This window comes from Streptomyces sp. NPDC030809, assembly GCF_055572195.1.
The window spans coordinates 227,328-253,702 of the sequence record NZ_JBVIDV010000010.1; the positions used below are offsets into that span (position 1 = coordinate 227,328).

General features: G+C 72.1%; 21 protein-coding genes. 9 read left to right on the forward strand and 12 right to left on the reverse strand.

The window, feature by feature from the left end; genetic code table 11:
• Nucleotides 1–2 precede the first annotated feature (2 nt).
• A complete protein-coding gene (locus tag ACZ407_RS16185) occupies nucleotides 3–6,212 on the reverse strand; it encodes a DNRLRE domain-containing protein (RefSeq protein ID WP_468128750.1) in 6,210 nt (2,069 codons plus the stop codon).
• Nucleotides 6,213–6,519: 307 nt separating this feature from the next.
• Entirely contained in the window at nucleotides 6,520–9,993 is a 3,474-nt protein-coding gene (gene fxsT / locus ACZ407_RS16190) for an FxSxx-COOH system tetratricopeptide repeat protein (protein ID WP_468128714.1), read from the reverse strand.
• A 127-nt stretch (nucleotides 9,994–10,120) separates the two neighbouring features.
• Between fxsT and cpt the strand changes: the two genes are divergently transcribed.
• Entirely contained in the window at nucleotides 10,121–10,654 is a 534-nt protein-coding gene (gene cpt / locus ACZ407_RS16195) for a chloramphenicol phosphotransferase CPT (protein ID WP_468128715.1), read from the forward strand.
• 416 nt (nucleotides 10,655–11,070) lie between these two features.
• Here cpt and ACZ407_RS16200 read toward each other — a convergent pair whose 3' ends face one another.
• The gene (locus ACZ407_RS16200; RefSeq protein WP_468128716.1) at nucleotides 11,071–11,847 is read right to left on the reverse strand and encodes a hypothetical protein; all 777 of its coding nucleotides are present in this window, start codon (nucleotides 11,845–11,847) and stop codon (nucleotides 11,071–11,073) included.
• Nucleotides 11,848–12,207: 360 nt separating this feature from the next.
• Nucleotides 12,208–12,624, reverse strand: coding sequence for a hypothetical protein (locus ACZ407_RS16205; protein WP_468128717.1), 417 nt, complete (start codon nucleotides 12,622–12,624; stop codon nucleotides 12,208–12,210).
• 211 nt (nucleotides 12,625–12,835) lie between these two features.
• Here ACZ407_RS16205 and ACZ407_RS16210 point away from each other — a divergent pair, with 211 nt between their 5' ends.
• Nucleotides 12,836–14,014 (forward strand): hypothetical protein, encoded by a 1,179-nt coding sequence (locus ACZ407_RS16210; RefSeq protein ID WP_468128718.1) that lies wholly within the window; start codon nucleotides 12,836–12,838, stop codon nucleotides 14,012–14,014.
• Nucleotides 14,015–14,076: 62 nt separating this feature from the next.
• On the opposite strand, the gene ACZ407_RS16215 is transcribed toward ACZ407_RS16210, so the two are convergent.
• Nucleotides 14,077–14,712 carry a TetR/AcrR family transcriptional regulator gene (locus tag ACZ407_RS16215; RefSeq protein WP_468128719.1) on the reverse strand — a complete coding sequence of 212 codons (636 nt, stop codon included), beginning with the start codon at nucleotides 14,710–14,712 and terminating at the stop codon, nucleotides 14,077–14,079.
• A 216-nt stretch (nucleotides 14,713–14,928) separates the two neighbouring features.
• On the opposite strand from ACZ407_RS16215, the gene ACZ407_RS16220 reads away from it, so the two are divergent.
• Nucleotides 14,929–15,654, forward strand: a complete 726-nt coding sequence (locus ACZ407_RS16220) for a DUF998 domain-containing protein (RefSeq protein WP_468128720.1) — start codon at nucleotides 14,929–14,931, stop codon at nucleotides 15,652–15,654.
• A 116-nt stretch (nucleotides 15,655–15,770) separates the two neighbouring features.
• Nucleotides 15,771–15,989, forward strand: a complete 219-nt coding sequence (locus ACZ407_RS16225; protein WP_468128721.1) for a DUF4287 domain-containing protein — start codon at nucleotides 15,771–15,773, stop codon at nucleotides 15,987–15,989.
• 106 nt (nucleotides 15,990–16,095) lie between these two features.
• On the opposite strand, the gene ACZ407_RS16230 is transcribed toward ACZ407_RS16225, so the two are convergent.
• Together ACZ407_RS16230 and ACZ407_RS16235 are read right to left on the reverse strand one after the other, a co-directional pair.
• Nucleotides 16,096–16,836, reverse strand: a complete 741-nt coding sequence (locus ACZ407_RS16230; protein ID WP_468128722.1) for a M15 family metallopeptidase — start codon at nucleotides 16,834–16,836, stop codon at nucleotides 16,096–16,098.
• A 195-nt stretch (nucleotides 16,837–17,031) separates the two neighbouring features.
• A complete protein-coding gene (locus ACZ407_RS16235; RefSeq protein ID WP_468128723.1) occupies nucleotides 17,032–17,598 on the reverse strand; it encodes a hypothetical protein in 567 nt (188 codons plus the stop codon).
• A gap of 270 nt (nucleotides 17,599–17,868) precedes the next feature.
• Here ACZ407_RS16235 and ACZ407_RS16240 point away from each other — a divergent pair, with 270 nt between their 5' ends.
• Nucleotides 17,869–18,492, forward strand: coding sequence for a 3'-5' exonuclease (locus tag ACZ407_RS16240; RefSeq protein ID WP_468128724.1), 624 nt, complete (start codon nucleotides 17,869–17,871; stop codon nucleotides 18,490–18,492).
• A gap of 173 nt (nucleotides 18,493–18,665) precedes the next feature.
• Nucleotides 18,666–19,316 carry a hypothetical protein gene (locus ACZ407_RS16245; protein WP_468128725.1) on the forward strand — a complete coding sequence of 217 codons (651 nt, stop codon included), beginning with the start codon at nucleotides 18,666–18,668 and terminating at the stop codon, nucleotides 19,314–19,316.
• 77 nt (nucleotides 19,317–19,393) lie between these two features.
• On the opposite strand, the gene ACZ407_RS16250 is transcribed toward ACZ407_RS16245, so the two are convergent.
• Together ACZ407_RS16250 and ACZ407_RS16255 are read right to left on the reverse strand one after the other, a co-directional pair.
• Complete coding sequence (locus tag ACZ407_RS16250) at nucleotides 19,394–19,708, reverse strand: 4a-hydroxytetrahydrobiopterin dehydratase (protein ID WP_468128726.1); 315 nt, start codon at nucleotides 19,706–19,708, stop codon at nucleotides 19,394–19,396.
• 1 nt (nucleotide 19,709) lies between these two features.
• Nucleotides 19,710–20,957, reverse strand: coding sequence for a Twin-arginine translocation pathway signal (locus tag ACZ407_RS16255; protein ID WP_468128727.1), 1,248 nt, complete (start codon nucleotides 20,955–20,957; stop codon nucleotides 19,710–19,712).
• A gap of 187 nt (nucleotides 20,958–21,144) precedes the next feature.
• On the opposite strand from ACZ407_RS16255, the gene ACZ407_RS16260 reads away from it, so the two are divergent.
• On the forward strand, nucleotides 21,145–21,585 hold the full coding sequence (locus ACZ407_RS16260; protein ID WP_468128728.1) for a DUF6415 family natural product biosynthesis protein: 441 nt from the start codon (nucleotides 21,145–21,147) through the stop codon (nucleotides 21,583–21,585).
• A gap of 83 nt (nucleotides 21,586–21,668) precedes the next feature.
• On the forward strand, nucleotides 21,669–21,980 hold the full coding sequence (locus ACZ407_RS16265; RefSeq protein WP_468128729.1) for a DUF7677 family protein: 312 nt from the start codon (nucleotides 21,669–21,671) through the stop codon (nucleotides 21,978–21,980).
• A gap of 15 nt (nucleotides 21,981–21,995) precedes the next feature.
• On the opposite strand, the gene ACZ407_RS16270 is transcribed toward ACZ407_RS16265, so the two are convergent.
• From ACZ407_RS16270 to puuE, 3 genes are all read right to left on the reverse strand, one after another.
• A complete protein-coding gene (locus ACZ407_RS16270; RefSeq protein WP_468128730.1) occupies nucleotides 21,996–22,850 on the reverse strand; it encodes a DMT family transporter in 855 nt (284 codons plus the stop codon).
• A gap of 114 nt (nucleotides 22,851–22,964) precedes the next feature.
• Nucleotides 22,965–23,816 carry a class I SAM-dependent methyltransferase gene (locus ACZ407_RS16275; protein WP_468128731.1) on the reverse strand — a complete coding sequence of 284 codons (852 nt, stop codon included), beginning with the start codon at nucleotides 23,814–23,816 and terminating at the stop codon, nucleotides 22,965–22,967.
• 48 nt (nucleotides 23,817–23,864) lie between these two features.
• Nucleotides 23,865–24,773 carry an allantoinase PuuE gene (puuE, locus tag ACZ407_RS16280; protein WP_468128732.1) on the reverse strand — a complete coding sequence of 303 codons (909 nt, stop codon included), beginning with the start codon at nucleotides 24,771–24,773 and terminating at the stop codon, nucleotides 23,865–23,867.
• Between the two features lie 146 nt (nucleotides 24,774–24,919).
• Between puuE and ACZ407_RS16285 the strand changes: the two genes are divergently transcribed.
• On the forward strand, nucleotides 24,920–26,344 hold the full coding sequence (locus ACZ407_RS16285; RefSeq protein WP_468128733.1) for an MFS transporter: 1,425 nt from the start codon (nucleotides 24,920–24,922) through the stop codon (nucleotides 26,342–26,344).
• The last annotated feature ends 31 nt before the right edge of the window (nucleotides 26,345–26,375 follow it).

Here is a 26,375-nt window from a genome sequence, read left to right on the forward strand (position 1 = left end):
CCTTACCACCACCGGCGCCACCACGGGCGACGGTGGTAGACGTGGTAGTTGTTCTTCCACTTCCCCTTGGGGGAGCGACGGTACTGGAAGTTGGACTTCCAGTGTCCGTCGGCCTTGTGCTGCGGGCGGCGCCACTGGCGCAGGCCGTCGCGGGAGATGCGTCCCGTCCGCCCGCCGAAGGCGCGTCCGCCGCGGCCGACCCACATGCGGCCCGCCAGCCAGGACGTGGCACGGCTGGCGCGGATGCCGCCGGACATGCCCCGCGCGGCGCGCGCGACACGGACGATGCGGTAGGCCCGGTAGGCCCAGACCGCGGCGCCGGCGCCCGGCACGAAGAAACTGGCCGCGGTCAGCGCGATGTCCCACTTGTGGCGCTTGGTCCAGTTCCAGACCTTGCCCCAGAACCGGCCGTCGAGGTCGAACTCGTTGACCGGGTCACCCGGGTAGCCGTACGCGTTGTCGCCGCCGCCGTAGACCGGGTCGAGCTGCAGGAAGCGGCCGCTGACCGGGTTGTACAGGCGGACGCCCATCAGGGTGAGACCGGTGAGGGTCTCGGCGGAGCGCTGCTTGCCGCCGAGCCAGCCGTAACGGGTGGCCGGCTGGCCCGCGCGCGGGTTGCCGTACTCGTCGCTGTCCAGGACCACCGGGGTCTTGGACACGTCCAGCGGGAGCTGGAGCGCCACGTCGCCGTGGACGGACGTCAGCTGCAGGACCGTGTCGCCGGTCTTGCTCGTGGTCGCGGCCAGGTCGCCGGAGGCGGACTCCACGTTGCGCGTGAGCGTGCCCGTGGCGGTGTCCTCGGTGATCCAGCGCGGCTCGTCGTCGTCACCGTCGTAGTGGTTGACCTTCGAACCGGTCTGGGTCCACGTCGAACCCGAACCCGTCTCGGTCTTCCAGCTGCGCAGCCGGTGCGCCGCGTCGAGCTGCCAGGTCTGCCGGTTGCTGCCGGCGACCTGCTGCTGGACGAGGTCGTTCGCGAAGTAGCTCAGCGTGGTGCCCGGCAGGGCGGTGGTGCGGCCGAACGCGTCGTACGTGTAGCCGGCGTCCACGAGGCGGTCGCCGCTGTCGTACGTCGAGTTGGCGGTCGTGCCGCCGGTGGTCGGGCAGTCCGCGCCGGGGGTGCCCGCGGCGCTGGTGAGGGACTTGCGGTTGGTACGGCTGTCGAAGGTGTAGGTGCGCTTCGTGCAGACCGTGTCCGCGGTGTCCTCGACCGAGGTCAGGCGGCCGGCGGCGTCGTAGCCGTACAGCTGCTCGGACCAGCCGTTGTGGTCGGTGACCTGGCCGTGGATGGATTCCGCGACCGTGTCGGTGTAGACGACCGTGCCGTCGCTGTCACGGGTGTAGACCCGCTTCAGGGTGGCCCCGGTGGTGTCCTCGGTGGTGCTGAGGGTGTAGCCGCCGGGCAGCTTCTCGGTGGCGACCGAGCCGTCCGCGTCGTAGGTGGCCTGGAAGGTGCCTGCGACGGAGTCGGTGGTGCTGGTGGCCATGCCGCGCGGCTCGGCGGCCGCGTCGTAGGTGTACGTGACGGTCGACGGCGCGTTGTCGCCGACCTTCACCGGACGGTCGAGCAGGTCGAACTCGAAGGTCGTGACTCCGCCGTCGGCGTCCGTGTAGGACACCATGCGGCCGAGCTTGTCGTAGACCTTGGTGATCGTGCCGCCGGTCGGGGAGACCGCCTTGACGGCCCTGCCGGTGGCCGGGTCGTACTCGGTGGTCGCCTCGGGAACCGCCGCGCCGGTGCCGCCGGAGACGACGGCCTTGGTGATGCGGCCGGCCGCGTCGTACGTGTTGGTGGTCGTACGGGTGACCCCGTTGGCGGTGTCGGTCAGCTTGGCGTTGTTGCCCCACCAGTCGTACTCGGTGGTGGTGGTCGGCAGCTGGGCCGGGTTGGAGCCGCCGCCGGTGACGGCGCCGGCCGGACCGGTGGAGCAGACGAGGTCGGCCCACTCGGGGCGGCCCTGGCAGGTGCCGGTGCCGGTCGCCGACCAGTACGTGGTCACGCGGGTGCCCGCGTCGGTGCCGGTGGCGCCGGGCAGCAGCTGCTTGGTGATGCGGCCCTGGTCGTCGTACTCGGTGGTCGTGGTGATCGCGAGACCGCCCGGGTCCTTGATCGCCTGGGTCGGGACGCCCTTGGCCCAGTCGTAGACCGTCTGGGTGGCGCGGCCCTCACCGAGGACGGTCGGGTGCTCGCGCACCTGGGCACCGGTGGTGGTCTTGGTGATCTGGTCCTTGACCTTGGCGGTGCCGTCGGTGGGACGGCCCGCGTCGTACTCGTTCACCGTCCAGGTGCGGGCGGTCACGGAGGTGCCCTTGGGAACCAGGAGCGTCGCGCCGTCCTTGAGGTCGGCGGTGAGGTCGACCCGGCGCAGCGGGCCGAACTCCTCCAGCTCGCGGACACCCTTGCCGTCGTAGACGGAACGGGTCGCCAGCAGGTCCGCACGGTCGGCGGCGGTGAGCGAACCGATGCCCAGCTCGGCCTGCACGGCCCGGTCCGCGGCGCTGACGCCGAGCGCGACCTCGCGGTTTCCCGCGCTCAGCTCGCGGACGGTGTTGCCGAAGCGGTCGTACTCGGTGGTCGAGATGTGCCCGCCCGGAGCCGCGGAGTTCACCGAACGCCCGGAGACGCCCATGTACGTGATCTCGGCCCGGGCGTACGAGCCGCTGGTGAGCGCGTCGCCGGAGTGGGACGCGGGGACGGAGTCGCCGGGGAAGACGGCGGTGGCGTCGGTCGGGGCGTCGGTCTGGCCCCAGGCCTTCACGTCGTTGGCGCCCATCGCGTACGGCGCCTTGGTGCCGGTCAGCGGGACGTCGTAGACGACGGAGGTGGTGTTGGTGCCCTGCTCGACGTTGGTGGTGCCCTGCTGGAGGCCGGAGCGGGAGGCCTTGAGCAGCATGCCGGCACCGGCGGTGGCGGCGTTGCCCGCCTGCCCGTAGGTGAAGGTCCACGGCAGCTCGCCGGGCGGGGTCTGGGTGGTGACCCGGCCGGCGGAGTCGTAGGTGTACTCCGTCTTCAGCGCGGGGCTGATCAGCGGGCTCCAGGCCTGGCGCAGGCGGCCGGTGGCGTCGTAGGCGTACGTCTGCACGGCCTTGGAGGTCGCGGAGGCGGCGCCCGGGTCGGTGGACCACAGGCGGATCTCCTTCACCTGGCCGGTGACATCGCCGAAGACGAGGTCGGTGGCGGTGGTGGAGGAGCCGTAGACGAACTCCAGCGCGCGGCAGCCCTTGGTGGCGGGCGTGGCGGTGCAGGTGGCGGCGGAGACGGCCGAGGTGGGGGCGATGACCCGCTTGGGGCGGGCCAGCTTCTTGCCGTCCACCGTCACGGTCTCCGAGACCACGGTGGTGGCGGTGTTCGTCAGGCCGTTCAGCAGCGTGGAGGAGACCGGCCAGGTGGTGGCGGCCGCATCCGGCTTGGTGAACTCGGTGACCGTGCCCTCGGTGTCCGAGAGCGTGAACGAACCGGTGACGCTGCCCGTCAGGGTCAGGTCCTCGGCGCCCGGCTCGGCGATCCAGCCGGTCTTGCCCGCATTCGCGGTGAAGTGCGTCTCGTCGCCCTCGGTGCTCACGACCGTGACGGCCGTGTCGGAGGTCTTGCGGATGTGCGAGTACGCGGACTCGGTGTCCTCGGCGAGCGTGCCGGAGACCCACTCCTTGCCGAAAATGGCCGCCTGGCCGTCCTGCTTGGCCGCCTTGTCCGGGGTACGGGAGGAGGCCGTGCGGGAGACGGTCAGACCGAAGGAGGAGACATCGGTCGCGCTGAGGGTGAAGTCACCGGTCAGCAGGTTGAGGGAGCCCGGGCCGACCTCGTCGGTCGCGGCGCCGGTGGCGTTGCGGTCGACGATGACGGTGAGGGGCTGGGTGGCGCCGGTGGCGGTGTTGGGGCCGGTGAAGTCGGCCTTGATCTGCACGGTGCCGTCCGGGTTGACCGTGTCGGTCGCGTTCCAGACGAGTGCGGCGTTCTTGCCGTTCACCAGCGGGGCGGGCCAGGCGGTCAGCGGGGTGCCGCCGGAGGTGACGTCACCGGCCGGGATCACCGTCCACGCATCGGCCTCCGAGCGCCGCCAGGAGAAGGACACCTTGTCGTACTTGGCCCCGTCGGCCTCCGCCACGAGCGGCAGACGACGGGCGGTGCGCTCGCCCTCCGCGGGCTGCACGAAACCACCCGGACCCGCATGGAAGGTGTACGAGACGGGCTCGGACTTGTTGTCCGCCTTGTCCACCGTCCGCACCTGAAGGGTGTGCGTGCCGTCCTTGGGCGGGGCGATGCCGAGGGTCTTGGTGCCGTTGACACCGCCGGTGACCACCTTGGTCCAGGTGACCCCGTCCAAGGACCACTCCAGCCAGTTGTGATCGGCAGTGGGCGGGGTGACGGTGAAGTTCCCCGCCTGGCCGCCACCCTTGACCCACGCGTTCGACGGGTAGTCGGTGGAGGTCAGGCCGGTGGGGGCGGAAGGGGCGCTGGTGTCGACGGTGAACGTCTTCCAGGCCGACCAGCCCAGGTTGTAGTGCGTCCCGTCATACGGAGAGGTGCGGAACTTGTACGTCTTGCCGTTCGTCAGCACCCCGGCCGGGACGGTCACCGAGGCCGGCTGCCCGGAGTTCACCCACGGCGAGACGATCACGTTCCCGACCTGGGTGTCGGTGACCGCGTCGTAGATCTGGAAGGTGCCGTTGACCTTGTCGCCGTTGGCGTCCACGAACGTGTCGCGCAGGGTGGGCGTGGTCGTGTTGACCACGTAGGAGCCGCCGTAGGAGAAGAACGGGGCCCCGGCCTCCTGCTTCGTACCGGTCTTGGGCCGGTAGTTGTAGGTGACCGTCAGCTTCGGCGGGTTCGAGGCCGCGTTGGCGGAGTTGACCCGCTTCCACTCCTTGACATCCGTCTCGTCGGTGGCCCGCAGGCCCATCCCCGAGTACGCCCACTTGTTGTTCGCCCAGTGCTGCACCAGGCTCGTCGCATTCGCGTTGACCCAGCCGTCAGCGGCGCAGGACGCATTGCCCTTGGTCTCCGTCGAGGTCGCCATCTTCGTGACCATCGCCGGCTGATTCGTCCAGCGCGAAGAGGTGGAGGCGTTGTTCGCCGTCCACAACTCCCACGGCTGCGCCGAGCAGTCCGTGTTCCCCGAGTGGAAGTTCCACAGCGACAGCGTGGCGTTCGAGATCAGCGCGTCGGCGACGGGAGCGGTGTTCCAGGTGATGAAGGAACGCGCGGTACGGAACGTACCGTCGGCGTTCTTCGTCCCCGGGTTGCCCAAGTCCAGCTCGGTGTCGTTCGACCAGTCGACCGTCTCACCCTGCTGCACGTACGTGTCGAACAGGTTCCCGAGAGTGGAGGTGGACGGGTCCACCGTCACCGGATACTTCGTCGCCGGATCCGCCAGGAACTTCGCATCCGGGGTGATGACGAGATCGACACCGCCCTTGGCCTTGACGACCTTCAAGGCGACCTTCGCCCGCCGGGTGTGCTCACCCGAGACCTTGTCGACCGTCGCGTCCCACATCACCGGAGCCGGCATCACCGCCGACTTCTTCGACCGCTTGTCCGTGAACAGCACACTGCCATCAGCCTGCTGCGCAACCTTCAAACCCCTGGTCCGCAACGGCAGCGTGTACGAGAACCCCGCCGCAGGCTTCGCCTTCACCTCGACGAACTGCTCGAACCCGGTACGCGTCGCCTCCACGACCACATCCGCACCCGGAACCGCGTTCTCGTAAGTGGCGCGCGTCCCCTCCAGCACCGGCTTCGGCAGACCACCACGCCACTGGAGGGTGATGGCCTGGTCGCCCTCGCCGAGGGTGACGAGGTCGGTGGCCGGGGCGGCCGCGGCGGCCTTCAGGGAGGCGGCCTTCTTGCCGGACTTGCCCGCGAGCTTCAACCCCCGCGGGTGCGCCTTCGAAGCGACCGAGCCGTCGGTGGCCTCGGTGAGCGCCACGTCCACATCACGCCACTCACCCGTCGCCGGGTCACGGAAGCGGATCGGACCCGCGGAAATCTCCGAGGTGAGCGAACCGTCCTTGTTCACCCACGTCGTCGAAGTCTCCGTACGCTCCGACAACGCCTCCACCCGCTTGCCCGACAACCGCGCAGCCACCCGCGCCGACGCGATGTCGGCCGCAGCAGTCACGGCAGTCGGCTTCTTGGCGGCAGCGGCCGCGGTCCGCTTGGCGGACTGCTGCGCCACGGCGGCCTCGGCGCCGTAGATGGTCGACAGCGACATCAGCAGGGCCACGCCGGTGGCGGTGACACGAAGTCTGCCTGGGTTCATGCCGACGTGGGTGCCCCCCGTCACCGGCTCTTCGTTGTTGTCCAAGGACTCCACAATCTCCCCTGAGCACTTTCCGATTGACAACGGTCATGTCCCGCTCACGCGAGCGACCTAAGCGGAGCCTAAGGATCAACTTGGGGAGGCAAAGGGTGCGATTTTGATCGAATCGGATCATTTGAAGGGGCATCGTTATTGAATCGCCACCCCTACCCGACTCCGTTCAACTGGAATTCTTTCCTCCTCTTGCTGTTCGCGATCTTCACTCGCCAACCTCGGGGTCGGGCTGGGGGACCGGATCGGGGTCCGGATCGGGGAGGGACTTCGCCAGGGGAACGGCCTTCGCCAGGTCTCCCGTCTTCCAGTACAGGAAGGCCAGGGTGCGGCGCGTGGTGATGGTGTCCGGGTGGTCGGCGCCGAGGGTGCGTTCGCGGTGGGCGAGGACCTTCTCTTCGAGCGGGATGGCTTCGGCGAACCGCTCTGCCTCCTCGTAGGCGTACGCCAGGCTGCGGCGGGTGGCGTCGGTGTAGGCGTGCTCCGGGCCGTGGATGCGCTCGCGGGCGGCCAGGACCTGTCGGCCGAGGGCGATGGCCTCCTCGATGCGTCCCGCGTCCCGGTAGGAGACGGCGAGGTTGTGGCGGGTGTTGACGGTCTCGGGGTGGTCGGGGCCCAGGACGCGGTCGCTCAGGGCCGAGACCTCCTCTTCGAGCGGGATGGCGAGGTCGGTGCGGCCGGCCTGCCAGTAGGAGACGGCCAGGTTGCTGCGCGTGGTGAGGGTGTCGGGGTGCTCGGGGCCGAGGAGCTCCGTGCAGCGGGCGAGGAGCCGTGTCTGCAGCGCGATGGCTTCGTCGGCGCGATGCGCCTGCCGGTAGGAGACGCCGAGGCTGTTGTAGGCGCCGAGGGTTTCCGGATGGTCGGGCCCGAGGGTGCGTTCGCGGTCGGAGGCCACCCGTTCCTGCAGCGGTACGGCCTCGGCCGCGCGTCCGGCCCGCCCGTAGTACTGCGCGAGGTTGCTGCGCGTGATGGCGGTGTGCGGGTGATCGGGGCCGAGGACGCGTTCCCGGTCGGCGAGCACGCCCTCCTCGAGGGCGATCGCCTCGTCCAGGCGGCCTACTACCGCGTAGTAGGCGGCCAGGCTGTGGCGCGTGTTGAGGGTGTCGGGGTGGTCGGGGCCGAGGATGCGCTCGCGTTCGGCGAGTACGTGCTCCCCGAGCGGGATGGCCTCGGCGGTGCGGTCCGTGAGCCAGTAGGCGATGGCGAGGTTGTCTCGGGTGCTGAGGGTGAACGGGTGGTCCGGCCCCAGGATGCGTTCCCGGTCGGCCAGCACCTGCTTCCCGAGGACGGCGGCTTCGGCGGCTCGGCCGCACATCTGGTAGGAGAGGGCCAGGTTGTGCCGGGTGGTGAGGGTGTCGGGGTGGTCGGGGCCGAGGATGCGTTCCCGGTCGGCGAGTACCTGTTCCGCGAGGGTGATGGCTTCGGGGATCCGGTCCGACTGGTGGTAGGAGAGGGCCAGGTTGTGGCGGGCCGTGAGGATGTCGGGGTGGTCGGCGTCCAGGATGCGTTCGTGGTCAGCCAGCACCCGCTCCTTCAAGGCGACGGCCTCGTGGAACCGGCCCGCCCGCTGGTACGAGAACGCAAGGCTTCCCCGGCTGGCCGCAGCGTTCAGGTCGTCCTCCGAGCGCCCGAGGCGCTCGTAGTCGGCGAGGACCGACTCTTCGAGGGCGATGGCCTCCTGGATCCGGCCCGCTTCGAGGTAGCCGTCGGCGAGGCTGCTGCGGATGGACAGGGTGTTGGTGTGGTCGGGGCCCAGCAGCCGCTCGGCATCGGCGAGCAGCTTCTCCCAGTAGGCGACGGTGGGCGCGATGAGCCCGGCGTTGTGCAGGCTCACGCCGGCGCGGTAGAGGACGTTGTGCCCGTCGTCGTGCCAGAGGTGGTCGCCGGTGTGCTGCACGAGGTGGTCGGTGTTGGTGCGCAGGGCGGCGGCCAGGTCCCGGTGCGGCTGGTCGGGATCGGGCCACAGGCTCATGAGCGCGTCGGCGGCGGTGGTGGCGATGGCCCGGAGGGCGTCCGGGGGAGTGGTCTCGCGGGTGGCGCGGGCGGTGAGGGCGTGCATGCGCACGGCGCGCGGGGGCTCGTGCCGAGTGCTGCTGGTGATGAGGGCGTAGCGGTGCAGCGTACGCAGGACGGCGTGGGCCTGCTCGGCGGTAACGGGGTCGGGCGGGTGGTTCGGCGGGTGTTGCGGCAGGTGGGCCGTCAGGTGGGCGAGGACGGCGGGGGTTTCCCAGAAGGCGTGGGGGTGTCCGGCGGGGTCGAGGAGGGCGATCAGGCGCAAGGCGGGTTCGGCGAGCCCGGCCGGCTCGCAGCGCTGGGCCGCGTCCAGGGACATGAGGAGGGTGGTGGCGACCTGGCGGCCGTAACCCTCCGTGTCCGCGGTGGCGGGCAGGAGCTGGTCGAGGCACCGGCCGTTGTCCTCGAACAGGGTCAGGTAACGGGTGCACGTCAGGTCCTGGTTGATCATGTGCGCGGCGGCGTGCCCGAGCGCGAGCGGCAGCTGCCCGAGGGCCTGCGCCAGGGCGGCGGCGGCACCGTCGAGCAGGTGCCCGGCCTCGTCCTCCCGGAGCCGGGTCTCCAGATACGCGAGGGACTCGGCCGGGCTGTACACGTCCACGCCGATGCGGCGGCGGCCGTTGCCGGTCAGACGGGCGTCGTGCAGACGGCTGGTGGCGAGCACCCAGCCCGTACCGGTTCCGCTCGGCGGCCACCATCCGCTCATGCCGTCCAGGTCCGTGACGTCGTCCAGGACGATGAACCAGCGGCGGCGGGTGGTGGCCAGCCACGAGCGGAACGCGCGCGCGTCTGCTTCCAGGGTTCCGGGGTCCTCGGCGGGGGCGGGGACGGGGTGACCGGAGCGGTCGAGTGCGCCCACGCTGGCCGCCGCCTCCGCGTAGGCGGCGATGACCTGCTGTACGTCCTGCGCGGCCACCCACACCACCACGTCGGTGCCCGCCCGCACGGCCTCGGCGGCGTACGAGGCGGCGAGCTGGGACTTGCCGACTCCGCCGCCCCCGGAGAGCACTTGCGCGGGGATCCGCCCGGGGACCGGCTGCCGGGCCCGGTCGTCGGGGACCTGGGTCAGTACGGCGGTCGCCCCGGCGGTACGCGCCGCGTCGATCTGTTCCCGTACGGCCGCACGCGGCTGGAACGCGGTGGCGAGCTCCGGCACCTCCCCGACGCGCACGGGCCACGCCGGGCGGGCGGGAGGCACCGGCACCGGCTTCGCCTCCGCCTCTGCCTCCGCTTCCGCCTCCGTTTCTGCCTCCGCTTCGGCCTCCGTCGGGCCGGAGGGGCGTGAGCGGCAGCCCTCCGTCGCCTCCGTGCCGGTCGTCCCCGCGGCGGCCAGCCGCAAGTCCAGCAGCTCGTCCACCGGCAGCCGCAGGATCCTGGCGATCTTCGCGACGGTGTCGGCGGAGGGGACCGTACGCGTACCGAACGCCTCCGACACCGTGGTCCGGCCCAGCCCCGCCCGCGCGGCCAGTTGCGTCTTGGTGAGGGAAGGCTGAGCCGAGGCCAGTCCGTGCGACAGCCGCCGCCGCAGCTCCGCCCAGGCCGGAGCCTGCCGACCGTGGCCGCCCGACGGGCCGCCGCCCGGTTTCCCACCCATGCTGCCGCCCTCGTCCACGCCGTGCCGTCCTGCCCGAACCTCGGGGGCGATCCGGATCCGCTCGGGACGGCTCACCACCCCGAGCCCCAGCGGACATCCAATCCGGCACGGCGCCGATGGGACAACCGGTTCCCGGAAGCCGGTTCCGAGGACCGTCTCGAAATCCGTTTCGAGGGGGCAAGTACGGCCCTACAGTGGCGCGGTGCTGACTCAAGTGATCGTTCTCAACGGTGGTTCCAGCTCGGGCAAGTCCGGGATCGCCCGCTGTCTGCAGGCAGTCCTGCCCGATCCGTGGCTGGCCCTCGGCACGGACACGCTGGTCGATGCCATGCCTGCGTCCATGCAGGAGGCGGACGGCGGGATCGAGTTCGCGGCGGACGGGGAGGTGTCCGTCGGGGCCGGGTTCCGGGAGCTCGAAGCGGCGTGGATCGAGGGGGTCGCGGCGATGGCCCGGGCCGGGGCGCGGGTCATCGTGGACGAGGTCTTCCTCGGCGGACCGTACTCCCAGCAGCGGTGGCAGAAGGCCCTGGGTGAACTGCGGGTGCTGTGGGTCGGCGTCAGGTGCGAGGCCGCCGTGGCCGCGGGGCGCGAGCTGGCCCGGGGCGACCGGACCGTCGGAATGGCCGCCTCCCAGGCGGACCTGGTCCACCGGGGCGTGACGTACGACCTGGAGGTGGACACTACGCACACCGAGGCACTGGAGTGCGCGCGGATCATCGCCGCACACGTCGGCTGAGCCCTCGGGGCACCCCTGGCCCCACTCCGGGTATTCCCGGGCAGTCTGCGGGGCAGCCCTCCGGGCCCCCGGGCCCCAACCCCAGGTCCCCGGGTCCCCAGGTCCCCATGTCCCCGGTTCCCCGGGGACCTCCGGGCTGTTCTGCGCGCCCCGGCCGGCTCCCGCGCCGCTCGCCCATCCCCGGTCTTGGGTCGCTTCAGTCGCTTCGGTCGCTGCGCCCGACGGCCGGGCGCACCTTCCGGAACCGCGCTCGGCCGTGTGCGCAGACCGTCACCCCGTACGGCTGACCCCGCGGCCGGGCTGCTGGTCACGGCGCCGCGGCGGCCCGAAGATGCCGTTCCTCGGCGGGCGGTGTCGACAAGCGGCGTCGACAAGCGGTGTCGAAGGGCGGCGTCGAAAGGCGGTGCGCGCTGCGGTCACCCGGTGGGGTCCGCCGCGGCCCGGGCCAGGGCGGTGAGCATCCGCCGGGTCTTGGTCTCGGCCTGCTCGGAGACCGTCACCCCGCGCTCCTGCACCGCCTCCACCAGCTTGCGCTGCTTGCGCTCCGCCCGCGCCGTGAACTCGTCCGCCGTCTCTTCCTCCTTGGGCTTCACCCGGAGGGAGGCCTCCAAGAACTCCAGCCCGGCGGCCGACCACACCTCCAGGTCCACGTCCAGGTCCCCGAGCGGCACGTCCTCGGCCTTGGTGGCGAGTACGGGGCCCAGCGCGACCAGGTCGTCCAGCCGGTCCAGGCCGAGGGCGGGGGCGCAGGCGTGCACGAACTGGTGCTGCACCTGGTCGATGGGTGCGGTCGGATCCCCGCCGGGACCGACCGCACCCGGCAGGGCCCCCGGCGGGTGCTCGTGCACCAGCGAAGCGGCCAGTACGCGGCCGCTCGGCGACCAGTCCTGCTCGATCCGGTAGGTGAACGGCCCCGTCTCGAACGCCTCGCTGAACCGCCCGAGCAACTGCTCCCGCTCGCACGGCCGCAACTTGACGGTGAGGTCGTCCGGGACCCCGCCACCGGTCCGGAACCGCACGACCACCCCGCCCTCCAGGAGGTCCAACTTCCCCACGGCCAGGCCCTCGCGCCTCTCGGCGAACCAGATCCGCCGGGTCCGCAGCGCGGCACCGCTCTCCCCGCGGAGGGCGGACATCGCCTTCGCGACCGCCCCCTCGACGTTCACCTTGACCTCGACCGGCAACAGCTTCATCGCGTCGCTCCCTCGCCCGTCCCGTCCCGATGGCTCCACCCGCCTGCACGGGCCCCGGCCCTCCCGGCACCGGCCCTCGCGACATGCCCGGCCCACACCCGCCGCCCGACCCCGGACCCGCACAATTCACGCTTTCGGCCGCGCGGTGGGGGGGACCGGAGGACCGGAGGACCGGAGGACCCGGGGCCGGGCACGGGCGTGCGTGCCGCGGAAGTGCACCGCCCACGCACCGGGCCCGACACGCGGCACGTCCACGGCGCGTCCACGGCGCGCTCTTGGGCAGCGGCCGGGCCGCGGGGGAGTCCCCCGCACCCGGCACGCCGCCGGTGTCGGCACCCCTGCCACGCCCCCCCAGTCAGGTCAAGGCTGCTGGTTCCCGTCGCCGGTCACGGCCTCGCCTATGCTGCCGTCCGCGGCGACACCCCGTTCACCCGGCACGGCGGGCCGGCGACCGGGCGTCGTCGGGGCACCCCCGGGCGCCGGCACCTGCGGGGCGGGGCCGGTCAGCCGGTTGTTGTCCCCCGTCACCGCCCGCCCGATGTCGCCGCCGGCCTGCACGGAACGCGCCCCTGCCATGGGCTCGGCCTGAGGCCGGGTCAGCGCGAAGACCGACACGGCCAGCCCGATCACCCCGACCACGGCCCCGATGACGCTCGCCACCTTGTCGGCCTTCTCCAGATCCCCGACGGCGACCACCAGCAGGAACACCACGACGACGAGCGCCGACACCGCAGCCACGACCAGCCACGCCCGCCGCCCCGCACCCTGAACCGCCATCCCAGCCCCCTTTCATCCCAGGCCGGACCCGCGCCCGCCCCGGACCCGCGCCCGCCCCACGCTCTCCAACGTAACGCTCCCCCCTGACAGGCACCCCCTCGAACGCCCCGAATCCCCGTGCAACCTTTCCGCGGTGCGAGTGGTCGAGTACAGAGCGCAGGCGGGCAACCTGCGCTGCCGGAAAGGCACTCGGGACAGGAAGGTCTGCCGGATGAAGATGCACCGTGCTCTGACGGCCGCCGCAGTGGCTGCCGTGATGGGGCCCACCGCGCTGCTCGCTGCGCCCTCCACCGCGGTCGCGGGGACGGGGCCCGCGGGGGAGAACACCCCGCGTGCGATCCCCTCCGGCGCCGCCGGGCAGTCCTGCGCGTTCGAGTCCGACCGCCTGCGCGTGGCCGTGCAGCGGCTGCCGCGCCGGCTGAAGGCGGGCGGGGCCTGGAGCGCCTTCTCGATGACGCTCACCAACACCACCGACCGGTCCCTGGAGAAGGTCCAGCCCTTCCTGCACGTGGCTTCGGCCGAGAAGGTCGACCGGCCGTACTGGGAGCTGGAGACCGAGTACCGCGACGCCAGGACGGGTAGGTGGAAGGACTTCCGGCATTCCACGTTCAATGAGTCGTACGGCTTCCTGGCCCTCGGACCGCACGGCCGCGTGACGCTCCAGCTGCGCACGCGCGTGGCCAGGGACGCGAAGCCGGGCGCCGGATACCTGCTCGCCGCGGGCGACTACCGCAACCGTGACGGCTCCTGCGGTTCGGCGAAGGAGGCCTGGTCCGACTTCACGATGCTTCCTGCGTCCGGTGCCGCGTCCGCGTCCGCGTCCGGAGTCGGGTCTGCGCCCGGAGCCGGGTCCGGGTCCGCCTCGGGGGCGGCCTCCGCCGCGCGGATCCCGACGTGCCGCGATCTCGACACCGCCTATGGGGAGTACGACTACAACATCTTCGTGGGCCGTTCGTTCGGCATACCCAAGCCGGTCGCGCTCGGCCCGCGCTGGACGACGTACACCGCCACGCTCACCAACACCTCCAAGAAGGAGCTGAAGGAGTTCGCACTCGGCGCACAGCTGGGGAGCCACATCTACAACCCGGGGGAGCGCGACCTGAGTCCGTACGGCGATCTGCAGTACTGGGACCCCGCGCGGCGGGTCTGGAAGACGCTGCGGAAGGCCGACGGAAAGGCCGGCGGTGCGATCCCCGCACCGGTGAGGACGCTGAAGCCGCGTACGTCCGTACACGTGCAGCTGCGGTTCCGGGTGGGCGAGGACCTGCCCCTGGACCAGGTGTACGACGCGTTCACGGGCATCACCGCGACCTTCCTCGACCACTACCGCGGGATGGACTGCACGGGCGAGGGCCTGGCCGGGGGCAGCTTCCACCCGCGCAAGGGCTGAAGCGGCCCGGGGAGTCACGGTGCCGGTCGCAGCCGTCGGAGCATGGCTGCGACCGGACGCGTTCACGGCCGGTCCGGGTGGTAGGCGGCGAGGAAGGCCCGCACGCCCGCTTCCGCGTAGTGGTCCAGCTCGGGCCGGGTGTGCTGCGGGCTGCCGTGGAACATGGCCTTGTTCACCGGGATCCACAGGAGCAGCCCGGAGAAGTGGTTCGCGGCGAGGAGTGCGTCGTCGATGCGCAGCAGGCCCTCGTCGGCCAGGCGCCGGAACGTGTCGGCCAGGTGGGCGAGCACGCGTTCGAAGCCCTGCTCGTACCACGTGGCGCCCAGCTCGGGGAACGTGTCGGCGTTGGCGATGATGAGGCGCCGCAGCTGGAGTACCTGGGGCTGGGTGAGGGTGGTCAGCAGCTGCCGGGCGAGCCGGAGCAGGTTCTCCTGGAGGGCGCCGGGGTCGGCGGGGAGGTCGGTCACCAGGTCGACCATCGCGTCGACCCGGTCGGTGGTGGCCAGGACGATCTCGGCGAACAGCTTCTCCTTGTCGGCGAAGTGCTTGTACACCGTCTGCTTGGATACGGCGGCCAGCTTGGCCACGTCGTCCATGCTCGTGCCGGCGTAACCCTTCGCCATGAAGACCGCGGTCGCCGCCTCCATGATCGCCTGGTGCTTGAGCGCGGACCGGCCCTTGAGCTCGCTCGCATCCATGTGTGCCTTCTCCTCCTCATGCTCGACGGTTTTAGAGTACTGGACAGTCCAGTTCTGTGTGAGCTACCGTGCTGTCCGGTTCACCAGTACTGGACCGTCCAGTTCTTGACGGTCCCGGCGATCGGCGTAGGAGGTTCCCCCGTCATGACGCGCGTGAGGCGAAGTCAAGTCCGTGCGCGGCGCGTTGCCGCGCCGATGGCGGCCGCAGCGGCAACCGTGGCCACAACGGCAGGGGCGGCTGCGTCGGCAGCGGCGGCCGCGTCGGCAGCGGCACAGGAAGGGGCGACACAGGAGGGGGCGGCGGAGGAAGAGCCGTCCGCGGGCCGCACCACCTCTGCTCTGCTGCGCGCCGGTGCGCTGGCCGGTCCGCTGTTCCTCGCGGTGGGCGTGATCGGCGGCCTCACCCGCGACGGCTTCGACTTCACGCGCAACGCCCTGAGCCAGCTCGGCCTGGGCGACCTCGGCTGGATCCAGATCGGCGCCTTCCTGCTCACGGGAGTCCTGATCGGCGCGGGCGCGGCGGGGGTCCGGCGGGCGATCGGGCGGGCCGCTCCGGGCGGTACGTGGGCGCCTCGGCTGATCGGCCTCTTCGGGGCGTCGTTCGTGGTCGCCGGAGTGTTCACCGCGGATGCCGGTGCGGGCTTCCCGGCCGGTACGCCGGAGGGGCCGGGCGTGTTGAGCGCGCACGGGACGGTGCACATGATCGCCGGCGCGGCCGGCTACCTCGCGCTGTGCGCCGCGCTCCTCGTACTGGCCCGGCACTTCTCCGCGCACGGCCTGCGCGCCTGGGCCCTCGCCTGCCGGCTCGCCCCGGTGGGCGTCCTCGCCGGCTTCGCGGCCTCCGCCGCCACCGTCGCGGCCTTCACCGCAGGCGCGTCCCTGGGCCTCCTGACCCTCACCGCGGCCACGGCCCGCCTCGCCAGGGGTTCCGCCGAGAACTGACCGGCGGGGCCCGGCCACCCACCCATCCATCCACCCCCCACCCACGGCCATCCGCCGACCCATCCACGGCCATCCGCCGACCCATCCACCCGGCCCAAGAGAACGGACGGAACGACATGACCTCGACTTCCCAGCCGAAGGGCCCCGCCTCCTACTTCCCCTCGATCGAGAAGAAGTACGGCCGCCCCATCGAGGAATGGAAGAACCTGATCCGCACCTCCCCCCTGACCAAGCACATGGAGTTGGTCACCTGGCTCAAGACCGAACACGGCCTGGGCCACGGCCACGCGAACGCTCTGGTGGCCCACACCCTCGCCGAGCCCGGCAACGCTTGACCGACCGCCTTCGGGGCGGCGCCCGTCCTGGGCGCCGCCCCCCATCCCGCCGGCCTCGACCCCCTCGACCCCGCCCCCCGACAGCCAGGGCATGGACCCCGTTCTTCTACGACGCCGCCGGGTGCACGCTGACCAGGTGGCCCATCGGCCCGAAGTGAGGGGGGCCGGGGGGCGGGAGGGGGAGGGAGGACACCGCGACGGGGAAGTCGAAGTAGGTGTCCGGAAAGGGCTCGTCCAGGTGCGTGTAGTGCCACCACTCCTCGGGGAGGTTCACGAAGCCTGCCCGTTCCATGGCGGACTTGAGCAGCAGCCGGTTCGCGCGCTGCGCGCCCTGCACGCGTGGGTCGAGGGTGTGGGAGCGGGTGTCGAAGCAGTCGAATTCCGTTCCCATGTCGACCGGCGATCCGTCGGCGTACAGCAGGGTGACGTCGACCGTACTGCCCCTGCTGTGGCCGGATCTGGCGTGGATGTAGCCGTCGGCGAAGAGGCGTGTCTTGTCGAGGTTCGGGTAGTACTCCGCTTTCGTGTGCTGTTCGCCGAGGTCGGCCGCCCAGCGGGCGATGTGTGCGACGGCCCGGGCCGGTCGGTACGCGTCGTGGACCACCAGGCGGTAGCCCTGTGCGGCGACATCGTGCTGTACGGCGGCCAGGGCGTACGCGGCGACCCGGGTGAGGAAGCACAGACCGGCCTCGTAGCCGTCCAGTCGGCTGCCCACGAAGTTGTCCGGGCCCGCGTACCGCATGTCCACGAGGATCCCGGCGTCCAGGTCTGCCAGGTTCACGAACTCCTGCGGCGCCGGTGCGGCCACGCTTGGCCGAGAGGGAATCAGAAGGTCTGCTGCCGACATGTCTCGCCCCTTGTCGTGGTGTGTGAGTGCGTCCGTCGTCTTCGTCAGCAGATCAACGTTCGGTCGAGGGCGGGTCGAGGGGCGGTGGAGCGCAGGCGGAGGGACGGTGCAGGGGCGGTGGGGCGGTGGGGCGGTGGGGCGGTTCGGGGGTGCTGGGGCGGTGCAGGTGTGCGTGTGTCCGTGCGGGGCGTGGCCTCAGGCCGCGCGGCAGAGGGCCGCGGGGGCGGCCGGGACCGCCGTGCGGGTCAGGGCCACGGCGACGGTTGCGGGCACGGTCGCAGACACGGTCGCGGGCACGGCGCGAGGGGCGGGCTTCGCCGCCGCCGGTGCCTGCGGGCGGGTGCCCCGGGCGAAGACGACCAGGCGCAGTACCACGAACCGGGCGACTCCCGCGAGCGCGGAGGAGGACAGGTAGACGGCCTGCTCGAGTACCGCGCCCGGGTTCGCAACCAACTGGTGCAGGACGAGCATCGCCAGGCAGGTGACCGCGTATCCGGCCGCGGCGGAGCCGGCCGACTGCGTGTGCTGGCGCCAGGTCGCGCGCCGGCCGGTGCCGAAGGAGAAGCGGGCGTGCAGCTCGGTGGCGAGGAGCGTGGACACCACCGTGATCAGGGCGTTGGCCACTCCCCAGGGCATCCAGGAGGCGAGCGCCACCACGGCGAAGCTGGAGGCCAGTCCCACGCCGCCGCCGAAGAGCGCGAACCGGGCGAAGGCTCCGAAGGCCCCGGCCGCTGCTGCCTGCCGGCTCTGAGCTGTCTCCATGACCCCACCCCTTGATTCGCTCGCCTCGTGTTTTCTGATGATGGAAACGCTACGTTGCATTCATGGATCCGGCAACACGATTGTTGCGCTCGAATGCCGTAATTGCAGGTAAGAGCCGGGAAATCGTTGCAACAGTTTGAGGTCTAACGCAATGACCGCCTCGCCATTCGTTGCAATGAACTGAAGGTGAATGCTCCGTGCACCCAGCTGCCCCGCGCCCGCCGGTAATTCGAATGCCCCCGGCCGCCGCTGCTTCTAGGCTCAGTCCGCATGAACGGGGACGAGTACGCGCACACAGGCGCGCACACAGCCGCGCACGCACAGGCGGATCCGCACATCCTGAACGTGGTCGACGTGGAGGCGACCTGCTGGGACGGGCAGCCGCCGCCCGGGCAGGTCAGCGAGATCATCGAGATCGGGCTCACCGTGGTCGATCTGCGTGCGGGCCGGCGGCTCGCAAAGCACCGGCTGCTGGTACGCCCCGCCCGCTCGGCCGTGAGCCCGTTCTGCACGGAGCTGACCGGGCTCACCCAGGACGAGGTGGACCGGGGCCTGTCCTTCGCCGAGGCCTGCCGGACCCTGGCCGCCGAGCACCGTACCGGCCTTCTGCCCTGGGCCAGTTGGGGTGACTACGACCGCAAGCAGTTCACCGCGCAGTGCCGGCAGACGGGTACGCAGTACCCCTTCGGCCGACTGCACACCAACGCCAAGATCCCCTTCACGGCCTCCTACGGCCTGCGCCGCCGCCCGGGCATGTCCCACGCTCTGAGGGTCGCCGGCCTCCCGCTGGAAGGCCGACACCACCGCGGCGACGACGACGCCTGGAACATCGCCGCCCTGATCCTGGACCTGGCCGCCCGAGGCGACTGGCCGCCGCCCACCGAGCCGGAGTAACGAGGCCGGTACTTGGACGCTTCCTTTCCCGCAACCCCGGATCCGGCCCTGAAGGCGCCCCTAGTGGAAGGGACATCACGAATGGTGCTGGGGAAGGACGTGCGGGGCGGGGGCCGGGTCCTACGGTTTCTGGTGTCGGCACACGGGCCGACCTGAAACCGGGGGACAAGACCATGGCTGCCAACGCAACACACCGCAATCCGGCCACGACCGGCGACACCCACGCCACCGGTACGACGGGCAGGGCCGACGCGACGCGCGCGGCCGGCGCTGCCGCGAAGCCCGGCGCGGACGTCCTGCGCTCACGCTTCGTACGCCGCATCGGCCACGCCGCGCTGCTGCTCCCGGCCGTCTTCGCGACGGCCGCCGCAGTGATCGCCGGCCGACCGGACGCAGCACGCCGCTGGTGGGCCAGATCCTCCGAACAGAACCCGGCAGCCAGGACCGGCCGGGACGGACCCGGTGGGGCGCGGCTCTTGGCGCACTCCATCCTGTCCCTCCCGCTCGGCCTCCTCGCGCTCATACCGATCGGCCTGGAGGTCCTCTTCGTCCTGCGCGGGGTGCTCTACCCGGTGGTCCAGCCCGGCCCGTACACCGATGCCTGGGGCGGCCCGTCCCTGGCCGGCGCCTGGCTGGCGCACTTCGGCGTGGGCCTGCTGTCCGCCGCCATCGGCCTCGCCGCCCTCTGGCTCCTGAACCGCCTCCACACCCGCCTGGCAGCCGGCATGTGGGGCCACCGCATCGGCACCTGGCCCCTCCTCACCACAGCCGCAGCCTTCCTGGCCGGCACCCTGCTCGTCATAGCGTGGACCCACCAGCTCTGACCGCGCCGGTGCGGGCACCCAGGCCGGACCGCGACGAGCGCCGCACCGCACGCATCGAGTGCGCGGTGCTGGCCGCCTCAGTCCAGGGGGATCGCCTGGTGTGCGGCAACGATGGTGTCGAGGCGGTGGGCGAGGTCGAAGTCGGCGGCGGTGAGGCGGTGGCCCGCGTCGTGCGTGGTGATGGACGCCCGGAGGTGGTCGAATCGCAGGTCGAGGTCTGCGTGGTGCTGGATCCGGCGGGACCGGTCCGCAATGGTGACGATGGCGGCAACCGCCGCGTGGTAGCGCATCGGGTACGTACGCGTGATCGCGTCCCCCTCACGCCTCCACCCGGGCAACCCGGCCAGACGTGACGCGATCTCCTCTTCGGACAGCGGTACGGGCACGTCCATGTCAGCCCCCCTCGTTGAGCGGCGCCAGAACCTCGGCGAGCTCCCGGCCTACCCCCGCATCGTGCCACGGGTGCATGGCCCGTTCCAGAGCGGCCAGTTCGCGGTGCATCCGTGCCGAACGGGTTTCCGCCGCGGTGATCGCCGCTTCACGAGCGATCTCCACAGCCTGGTCCGGTTGCCGGGCCGAAGCAGCTGCCGTGGCGTGCCGGGCGAGATACACCCCTCGGTCACGGCGCGCGGACGTGGGCACCACGGAAAGCACCTGCTCCCAGAGCCCGATGGCCTCCCGGGCGAGGCCAAGGCGTCCGTAGCAGGTCGCGCGTTGCACCTCCAGGTAACCGGGCGTCCGGCGGCAGGCGTTGCCCCAGGGGAGATCGTCGTCGACGCGGCGGAGCAGCCGGTCCGCGCCGTCGATGAGCCGGTCGACGGCGTCCCGATCGCCTGTGAGACTGGCCCCGTGGGCCTGTTGCTGCAGGGCCATGATCCGCACCTTGGGCACAAGGCGGTTTGCGTTGTCGAGCGCGGCCTCGCACAGGTCGATGACTCCGTACCCATCGCCGAGGTCGGTGCGCACCTGGGCGGTGTTGACCAGGGCGTATCCGATGAGGTGCGGGTCTCGGGACCGAATGGCGATCTCCTGGGTGATCCCGCGCCAGAAAGATGCCGCACCCAGGTCACCTGCGTCCTGGTAGAGCCATCCGACGAGAGCGGCGTACGCCGCCCCGACGCGGAGCAGACCGCGGCGGGTATCGCCGCGTGCGGAACGGAGGAGCTTGTCGATGAGCTGGTACTGAGCGCTGACGGTCCCGATCAGGTCGTGCGGGCCCAGCAACATGTCGGCCCGGTAGTGGCCCTCGAGTTGTTGCCGGAAGTAGTCGACCAAAGCGGGGTCCACGTGCTGGGTGGCGATCGGACCCGGGACGAGCGCGGCAGCTGTGACCGAAACGAACTCTCGTCGGGTTCTCTCGCCCGCCTGGTGATGCTCGGGACGAAACCATCCCGGCGGGGCGTTGAATCCCAAGTCCTCCGGCCATCGGCCCAGCGTGTCGTGAAGCACGATTGCCGTCTCCTCGGGAGGCCAGCCGGGCCGCGGTCCTTCCCAGCGGCGCCAGGTCCGGGCGGAGACCGTGAAGTGCGGGTCGGCGAGCAGCCGAACACCGGCCCGTGTGAGCTGGTCGGCGGCAGCCTCTGCCGAACGCCAGCCCGCGCGGAGACGGGCAGCTCGCAGGGCGTCGTTGCGGTGACTCATGAGCTCAGTCTGAGAGGCCGCCACCTCTGCCGCAGGCCATGGCCGTTACGTGGCCGCAGATGGCCAAGCGATGGCCTGTCTGAGGACCTGCGTGCCGAACCATCATCCCTTTGCGGCCGTGTGGACAGCAGCCGATCGGTGCCTGTTCGCAGGCACGCGCTGATCGCCGACGACAGTAGGGAGCCGGATGATGGATGCCGCAGGCGAGGACAGGGACAGGGCCGTCGGGGAGGAGCTCGTGCGGCGGGTTCTGGGGCCGTATGCGCAGGTGCCGGAGCCTGTGGTGCTGGCCGGGCTGGTGGACGGGTTGCTCACGTACGGGTGGGGGCTGTTGGCTGAAGCGGAGCGGGGACGGGAGGCGGAGCCGCGGGTGGCGGGGGCGTTGCTGGACTGGCAGCGGCTCACCGAAGACGGGCCCGCTGACGGCCGGCTCGGGAACTGGGATTACGCCCGCGGTCTCGCGCGTGTGCTGAGGACACTGCGCCGCGGGCTGGATCCGGATGCGGGGGAGGGTGCCACGCCGGACGTCGCGGAATCCGGGGGCGTGCGCGACGAGCGCGCGTACGCCGTGAGCCCGTACGCCGTCGTGGCGCAGGGCTTCAGCTTCAGCCGTTGGCCTACGCCCTGACGAGGAGGGGGTAGCGGAGGCCGTCCGCGTAGGGGGCCGTACCCCGGTTTTGCGGGCGGTGGGGTGTGCAGCACCATGCGGGGATGACGACCACTCGCCTCTCGACCGATGTGCGCGCCTCCGTCCGGTTCTTCGCCTTCTACCTGGCCAATGGGACGCTTGACCTCGACCTGCTGGAGGACATCGATTACAAGCCGAGGCTGATGGAGTCGGGATCCGCACTCGAAATGGTCTTTGCGGTCTTCACCAACGTGCTCGAAATCGGCGAGGACGGCGAGGTCCTCAACGAGGGGGAGGCGCAGTACCGGGCCGCCCAGTGGGTTCGTGCCCTCTGCGACCCCGGCTATCGCGTCGAGCCGCCCTTCGAGCCCTGGGAGACGGAGCTGCACCTCTGACCCTCCGTTGCCGCCTCAGGCCGTCGCCGCCCCCGCCCGGGCCAGCGCGAACACGCCCGTGGCGACCAGGGCCACCCCCAGCAGCTGCGGGGCCAGCCACCAGCCCGCCCGGACGTGCTCCTCGTACAGCAGGACGCCCAGCAGCAGGCTGACGGACGCGTCGCCGAGGGTCAGGGCGGGCTGCGAGGCGACCAAGGGGCCGCCCTGCATGGCGTGTTCGAGGAGGAGCAGCGCGGCGATGCCGGTGGCGGCGAATGCGTACGTCTGCCAGGTCGTCAGGAAGGCGCCGAGGCCGCGCTCGTCGAGGATGTGCACCGCGGACTTCATCAGGCCGGCGGTCAGGGCGTAGCAGATCGCGGTCGCCGCCCCCAGGCAGCCGGCCCGCGCCCGGCCCGGCGGCCGCCGCAGCCCCGCGAGGGCCAGGGCCACCACGGCCGCGGTGCAGGCGGCGAGTGCCGGCACCCAGCGCTCCAGTGGTACGTGCGTCCGGTTGCCGGCCGGGGAGGCGGCCGCCAGGGCCAGGCCGAGCCCGCCCACCACCGACCCGACGGCGAGCCAGGCGCCGGCCGGGAGCCGCTGCCGCGCCACCAGGGTGGCGATCAGCAGCGCGAGCGGCAGCTCCAGTACGAACAGCGGTTGTACGAGGGACAGCGGGCCGGTGGCCAGTGCGACCGCCTGTCCCACCCCGGCGGCGATCACCGCCAGCATGCCCGCGAGCCACACCGGCCGGCGCAGCAGGTCCAGGACCAGGCCCGGCCGGAACCCGGAGGACTGCGGGACGGTCAGCGCGGCCTGCCTCTGCAGCACCGTGGCCAGCGCATTGCTCAGCGCGGCGAACAGTGCGCACAGGACCGGCAGTACGACGCCCATCCCCCGATCCTCACTGCCCGGCCCGCCTCCCCCTGCGCGACACGCCCCGCTCCCGTCCCGCGAGGGAGCGACTGGGCGACTCACCTGCACTGGGCCACGGGCAGAGGGCCGGCGTCACCGGGCGCCCGTGGCCGGTTTCCAGCCCCAGGCCGTGAGCATGCCGGCCGACAGCGCGGCGCATGCGTCGGAGGCCAGGTAGCGGATCGCCTCGTCGACGGCCGCGTCGTCGACCAGTCCGGTGCCGACCATCGCCGCGCGGCTGCGCTCCCAGGTGTCCGCCCAGAACCGGCTGATGGGGCTGCCGGGAAGCAGCGGCGGTACGTGGATCTCGGCGGCGACCGGCACGAGCCCCGCTCCGCGCAGCAGTTGCGGGTACGAGGGCACCCAGGACACGTCGGTGCCGATGGTGGCGCGCAGCCCCCGCCACATGGCCTGCATGACCACGGTGTACGGGGTGCCGGGCGTCCGGTCGCTCGTCAGGTCCACCGCGTCGCTGAGAACGAGCACTCCGCCGGGTGCGAGGAGTCCGGCGAGGGTGCCGATCAGGCGCTCGTGCTCGGGCAGGTGCATGAGCACGAAGCGGGCGTGGACGAGCCGGAACCGGCCGGGGCCGAGGTCGCTGCCGAAGCCGGGGGCCGTGACGTCCGCCTCCAGCACGTCCAGGCCGGGCGCCGGCCGCTCGGTGAGGAACCGTACGTCGCGGTCCACGGCGAGTACGCTCTCCACCCCCGCCTCCTCCAGCAGCCGGCGGGAGACCGTGCCGGTGCCGGCGCCCACGTCGAGGCAGTGCCAGCCCGGTCCGGCCCCGAGGGCGAGCAGCCGGGCCATGGTGAGGTCGTCGTACGTGAGCGCACCGAGGTCGATCCGCTCGTCCTCGCCCTCCTGGCCGGGCCGGAACACGGCCTCGCCGTAGCGTCCGTCGGGCGCCGGGTCCCCGTGCGCTGCTGCGTCCTCGTGCGGTTTCATGGGCGGACCTCTTCGCGAAGGGGTGGGCTGGTGCCGACCGGGGCGTGCTCAGCGTTGTGGCGGGTGGGTGGCCAGCCAGTGGCGGGCGATCTGCTCCCGGGTGGCGAACCAGGCCCCGCCGCGCCGGGCCACGTGCTCCAGGAAGCCGTCGAGCGCGCGGATGCGGCCGGGACGCCCGATGATCCGGCAGTGCATGCCGACGCTCATCATCCGCGGCCGGTCGGCGCCCTCCGCGTACAGGGTGTCGTACGTGTCGACGAGGTAGGCGAGCATGTCGTCGGCGGTCGTGAAGCCGTGGACGATGAGGAACTTGAAGTCGTTCGCGTCGAGGGTGTACGGCACCACGAGGTGCGGGCGGCCCGCCGCCTCGACGGTGAACGGCAGGTCGTCCGAGTAGTCGTCGGAGTCGTAGAGGAAGCCGCCCTCCTCGGCGACGAGGCGCCGGGTGTTCGGGCTGGTCCGGCCCGTGTACCAGCCGACGGGCCGGCGGCCCACCAGCCGCTCGACGGTCGCGACCGTGCGCGCGATGTCCGCCCGCTCGGCCTCTTCCGGCACGTGGCGGTAGTCGATCCAGCGCCAGCCGTGGCCCGCCACCTCCCAGCCCGCGGCGCCCATCGCGCGGGCCGCCTCCGGGTTCCGTTCGAGCGCCTGCCCGACGGCGTACACGGTCAGCGGCACGCCGTGGGCGGCGAGCGTGCGGTGGATGCGCCAGAACCCGGCGCGCGATCCGTACGCGAACATCGACTCGACGTTCAGCTCCCGGCCGCCGACCACGGGCGGGGCGCCGACGATCTCGTGGAGGTACCCCTCGGAGGCCGCATCCCCCTCCAGGACGTTCCGCTCCCCGCCCTCCTCGTAGTTGAGGACGAGGCTGACGGCGACGCGCGCGCCGCCGGGCCAGGCGGCATGCGGGGGCTCGGCCCCGTAACCGACGAGATCCCGCTCACACTCGGACACGCGCCGCACCCTACCGCCGCCCGGCCCCCGCACCCGCGACGACATTCGTTCAGGGACTGGCCCTGGGCGAGCCGTGACGGGGGTCGGGCGGTCCCCGTTCATCAGGGGGCAGTCCGGGGATACGGCCGTTCGGAGGAGTTCGCCAGATGAGCAGCACCGAGCCGGCCGCGGGGGTGGTCGGTTGCGGGTCCGGAGCCGGAGCCGACTCCGTCTTCGGCCATGGATCCGCGTCGGACGGCTCCTCTCGCGGGAACGGGAACGGGAACGGGAACGGGCGCGAGGGCGGGGCAGGTGCCGGGGCGCTGTGGGAGCAGCGGGGCTTTCTGCCGTATCTGGTGGGGGAGTCCGTCAACCTGCTCGGTACAGCGGTGCACCTCGTCGCGCTGCCGGCGCTCGCCGTGCTCGAACTGCGGGCGGAGCCGGCCCAGGTCGCGCTGCTGGCGTTCCTGACCCAGCTGCCCACCTTCGTCCTCGCGCTGCCGACCGGGGTGGTGGTCGACCGGTACTCCAAGCGGACGGTGATGGTGGTCACGGACGTGATGGCAGCCGCGATCGTGGCGGTGGTGCCCGGCGCCGCGCTGACCGGCACGCTGTCCGTGCCCGTGCTGTACGCCGTCGCCCTCGCGCTGGGTTCGGTGGCCGTCGTGCACCAGGCGGCGGCCATCACCATCGTGCCGCAGCTGGTCGAGCCCGCGCTGCTGCACCGCGCCAACTCGGGCATCGGGGCGCTGTTCGGAGTGGCAGACACCGCCGGCACCTACCTCGGGACGGCCGTGGTCGCCGTGGCCGGAGCCGCCCGCGCGTTCTGGCTGGACTCGGTGTCGTACCTGTTCAGCGCCTGGTGTGCGCGCCGCATCCCGGCGTCCGGCCGCAGCGTCCCCGCGGCCGGCCCGCCCCGCGGGATCCCGGCCGAGATCTGGCAGGGGCTGCTCTACACCGCCCGTACGCCCGTGGTCCGCGACGTGGTGGCCTCGCTGACCGTCACCGGCTTCGCCAACGGGATGATCGCCACCTTCTTCGCCTTCCACCTCCTGACGGCGCTGGACGCCGGCGCCACCGGCCTCGGCATCGTCATGGGCGTCTCCGGCGCGGGCTCGCTGGCCGGTGCACTCGCCGCGCCGCGCATCGTGCGCGCGTACGGGCCGGGCCGGGTGCTGCTGGCCGGCTTCGCGGTGTTCCCCTTCGCGGGGGTGCCGTTGCTGCTCGCCCGCCCGGGACGGGGATGGCTGGGCCTGCTGGCGGTCGCGGGCGCGGTGCAGCTCGCCGCGGCCGCCGTGGCCGGCACCACGCAGCGCTCGCTGCGCCAGCAGATCTGCCCGCCCGGACTCCAGTCGCGCGCCCAGCAGACCTCCACCTGGCTCATCTCCGGAAGCCGCCCCTTCGCCGCCCTCGCGGCCGGGGCCCTGGCCACGGCGTACGGGGTACGGCCCACCCTGGCCGTCGGCACCCTCCTGCTCCTGGTGCCGCCTGCCGTGCTGTGGCGCTCACCGGTCTCCCGCCTGACGGCCCTGCCGGTCACCGAAGGGAGCGCGGGCCCGGCCCGACTGGCGGCACCACCTGGCGCGAGGTAGCGCTCGGGGTGCGGTGGAGGGGCGGGGCCTC

What these genes read in the sequence shown, in the direction of transcription:
- ACZ407_RS16185 (WP_468128750.1), bottom strand. Translation starts at nt 6,212, where the DNA reads ATGTCGCTGTCGACCATCTACGGCGCCGAGGCCGCCGTGGCGCAGCAG.
- ACZ407_RS16200 (WP_468128716.1), bottom strand. Translation starts at nt 11,847, where the DNA reads ATGAAGCTGTTGCCGGTCGAGGTCAAGGTGAACGTCGAGGGGGCGGTC.
- ACZ407_RS16205 (WP_468128717.1), bottom strand. Translation starts at nt 12,624, where the DNA reads ATGGCGGTTCAGGGTGCGGGGCGGCGGGCGTGGCTGGTCGTGGCTGCG.
- ACZ407_RS16210 (WP_468128718.1), top strand. Translation starts at nt 12,836, where the DNA reads ATGAAGATGCACCGTGCTCTGACGGCCGCCGCAGTGGCTGCCGTGATG.
- ACZ407_RS16215 (WP_468128719.1), bottom strand. Translation starts at nt 14,712, where the DNA reads ATGGATGCGAGCGAGCTCAAGGGCCGGTCCGCGCTCAAGCACCAGGCG.
- ACZ407_RS16225 (WP_468128721.1), top strand. Translation starts at nt 15,771, where the DNA reads ATGACCTCGACTTCCCAGCCGAAGGGCCCCGCCTCCTACTTCCCCTCG.
- ACZ407_RS16230 (WP_468128722.1), bottom strand. Translation starts at nt 16,836, where the DNA reads ATGTCGGCAGCAGACCTTCTGATTCCCTCTCGGCCAAGCGTGGCCGCA.
- ACZ407_RS16235 (WP_468128723.1), bottom strand. Translation starts at nt 17,598, where the DNA reads ATGGAGACAGCTCAGAGCCGGCAGGCAGCAGCGGCCGGGGCCTTCGGA.
- ACZ407_RS16240 (WP_468128724.1), top strand. Translation starts at nt 17,869, where the DNA reads ATGAACGGGGACGAGTACGCGCACACAGGCGCGCACACAGCCGCGCAC.
- ACZ407_RS16245 (WP_468128725.1), top strand. Translation starts at nt 18,666, where the DNA reads ATGGCTGCCAACGCAACACACCGCAATCCGGCCACGACCGGCGACACC.
- ACZ407_RS16250 (WP_468128726.1), bottom strand. Translation starts at nt 19,708, where the DNA reads ATGGACGTGCCCGTACCGCTGTCCGAAGAGGAGATCGCGTCACGTCTG.
- ACZ407_RS16255 (WP_468128727.1), bottom strand. Translation starts at nt 20,957, where the DNA reads ATGAGTCACCGCAACGACGCCCTGCGAGCTGCCCGTCTCCGCGCGGGC.
- ACZ407_RS16260 (WP_468128728.1), top strand. Translation starts at nt 21,145, where the DNA reads ATGATGGATGCCGCAGGCGAGGACAGGGACAGGGCCGTCGGGGAGGAG.
- ACZ407_RS16265 (WP_468128729.1), top strand. Translation starts at nt 21,669, where the DNA reads ATGACGACCACTCGCCTCTCGACCGATGTGCGCGCCTCCGTCCGGTTC.
- ACZ407_RS16270 (WP_468128730.1), bottom strand. Translation starts at nt 22,850, where the DNA reads ATGGGCGTCGTACTGCCGGTCCTGTGCGCACTGTTCGCCGCGCTGAGC.
- ACZ407_RS16275 (WP_468128731.1), bottom strand. Translation starts at nt 23,816, where the DNA reads ATGAAACCGCACGAGGACGCAGCAGCGCACGGGGACCCGGCGCCCGAC.
- ACZ407_RS16285 (WP_468128733.1), top strand. Translation starts at nt 24,920, where the DNA reads ATGAGCAGCACCGAGCCGGCCGCGGGGGTGGTCGGTTGCGGGTCCGGA.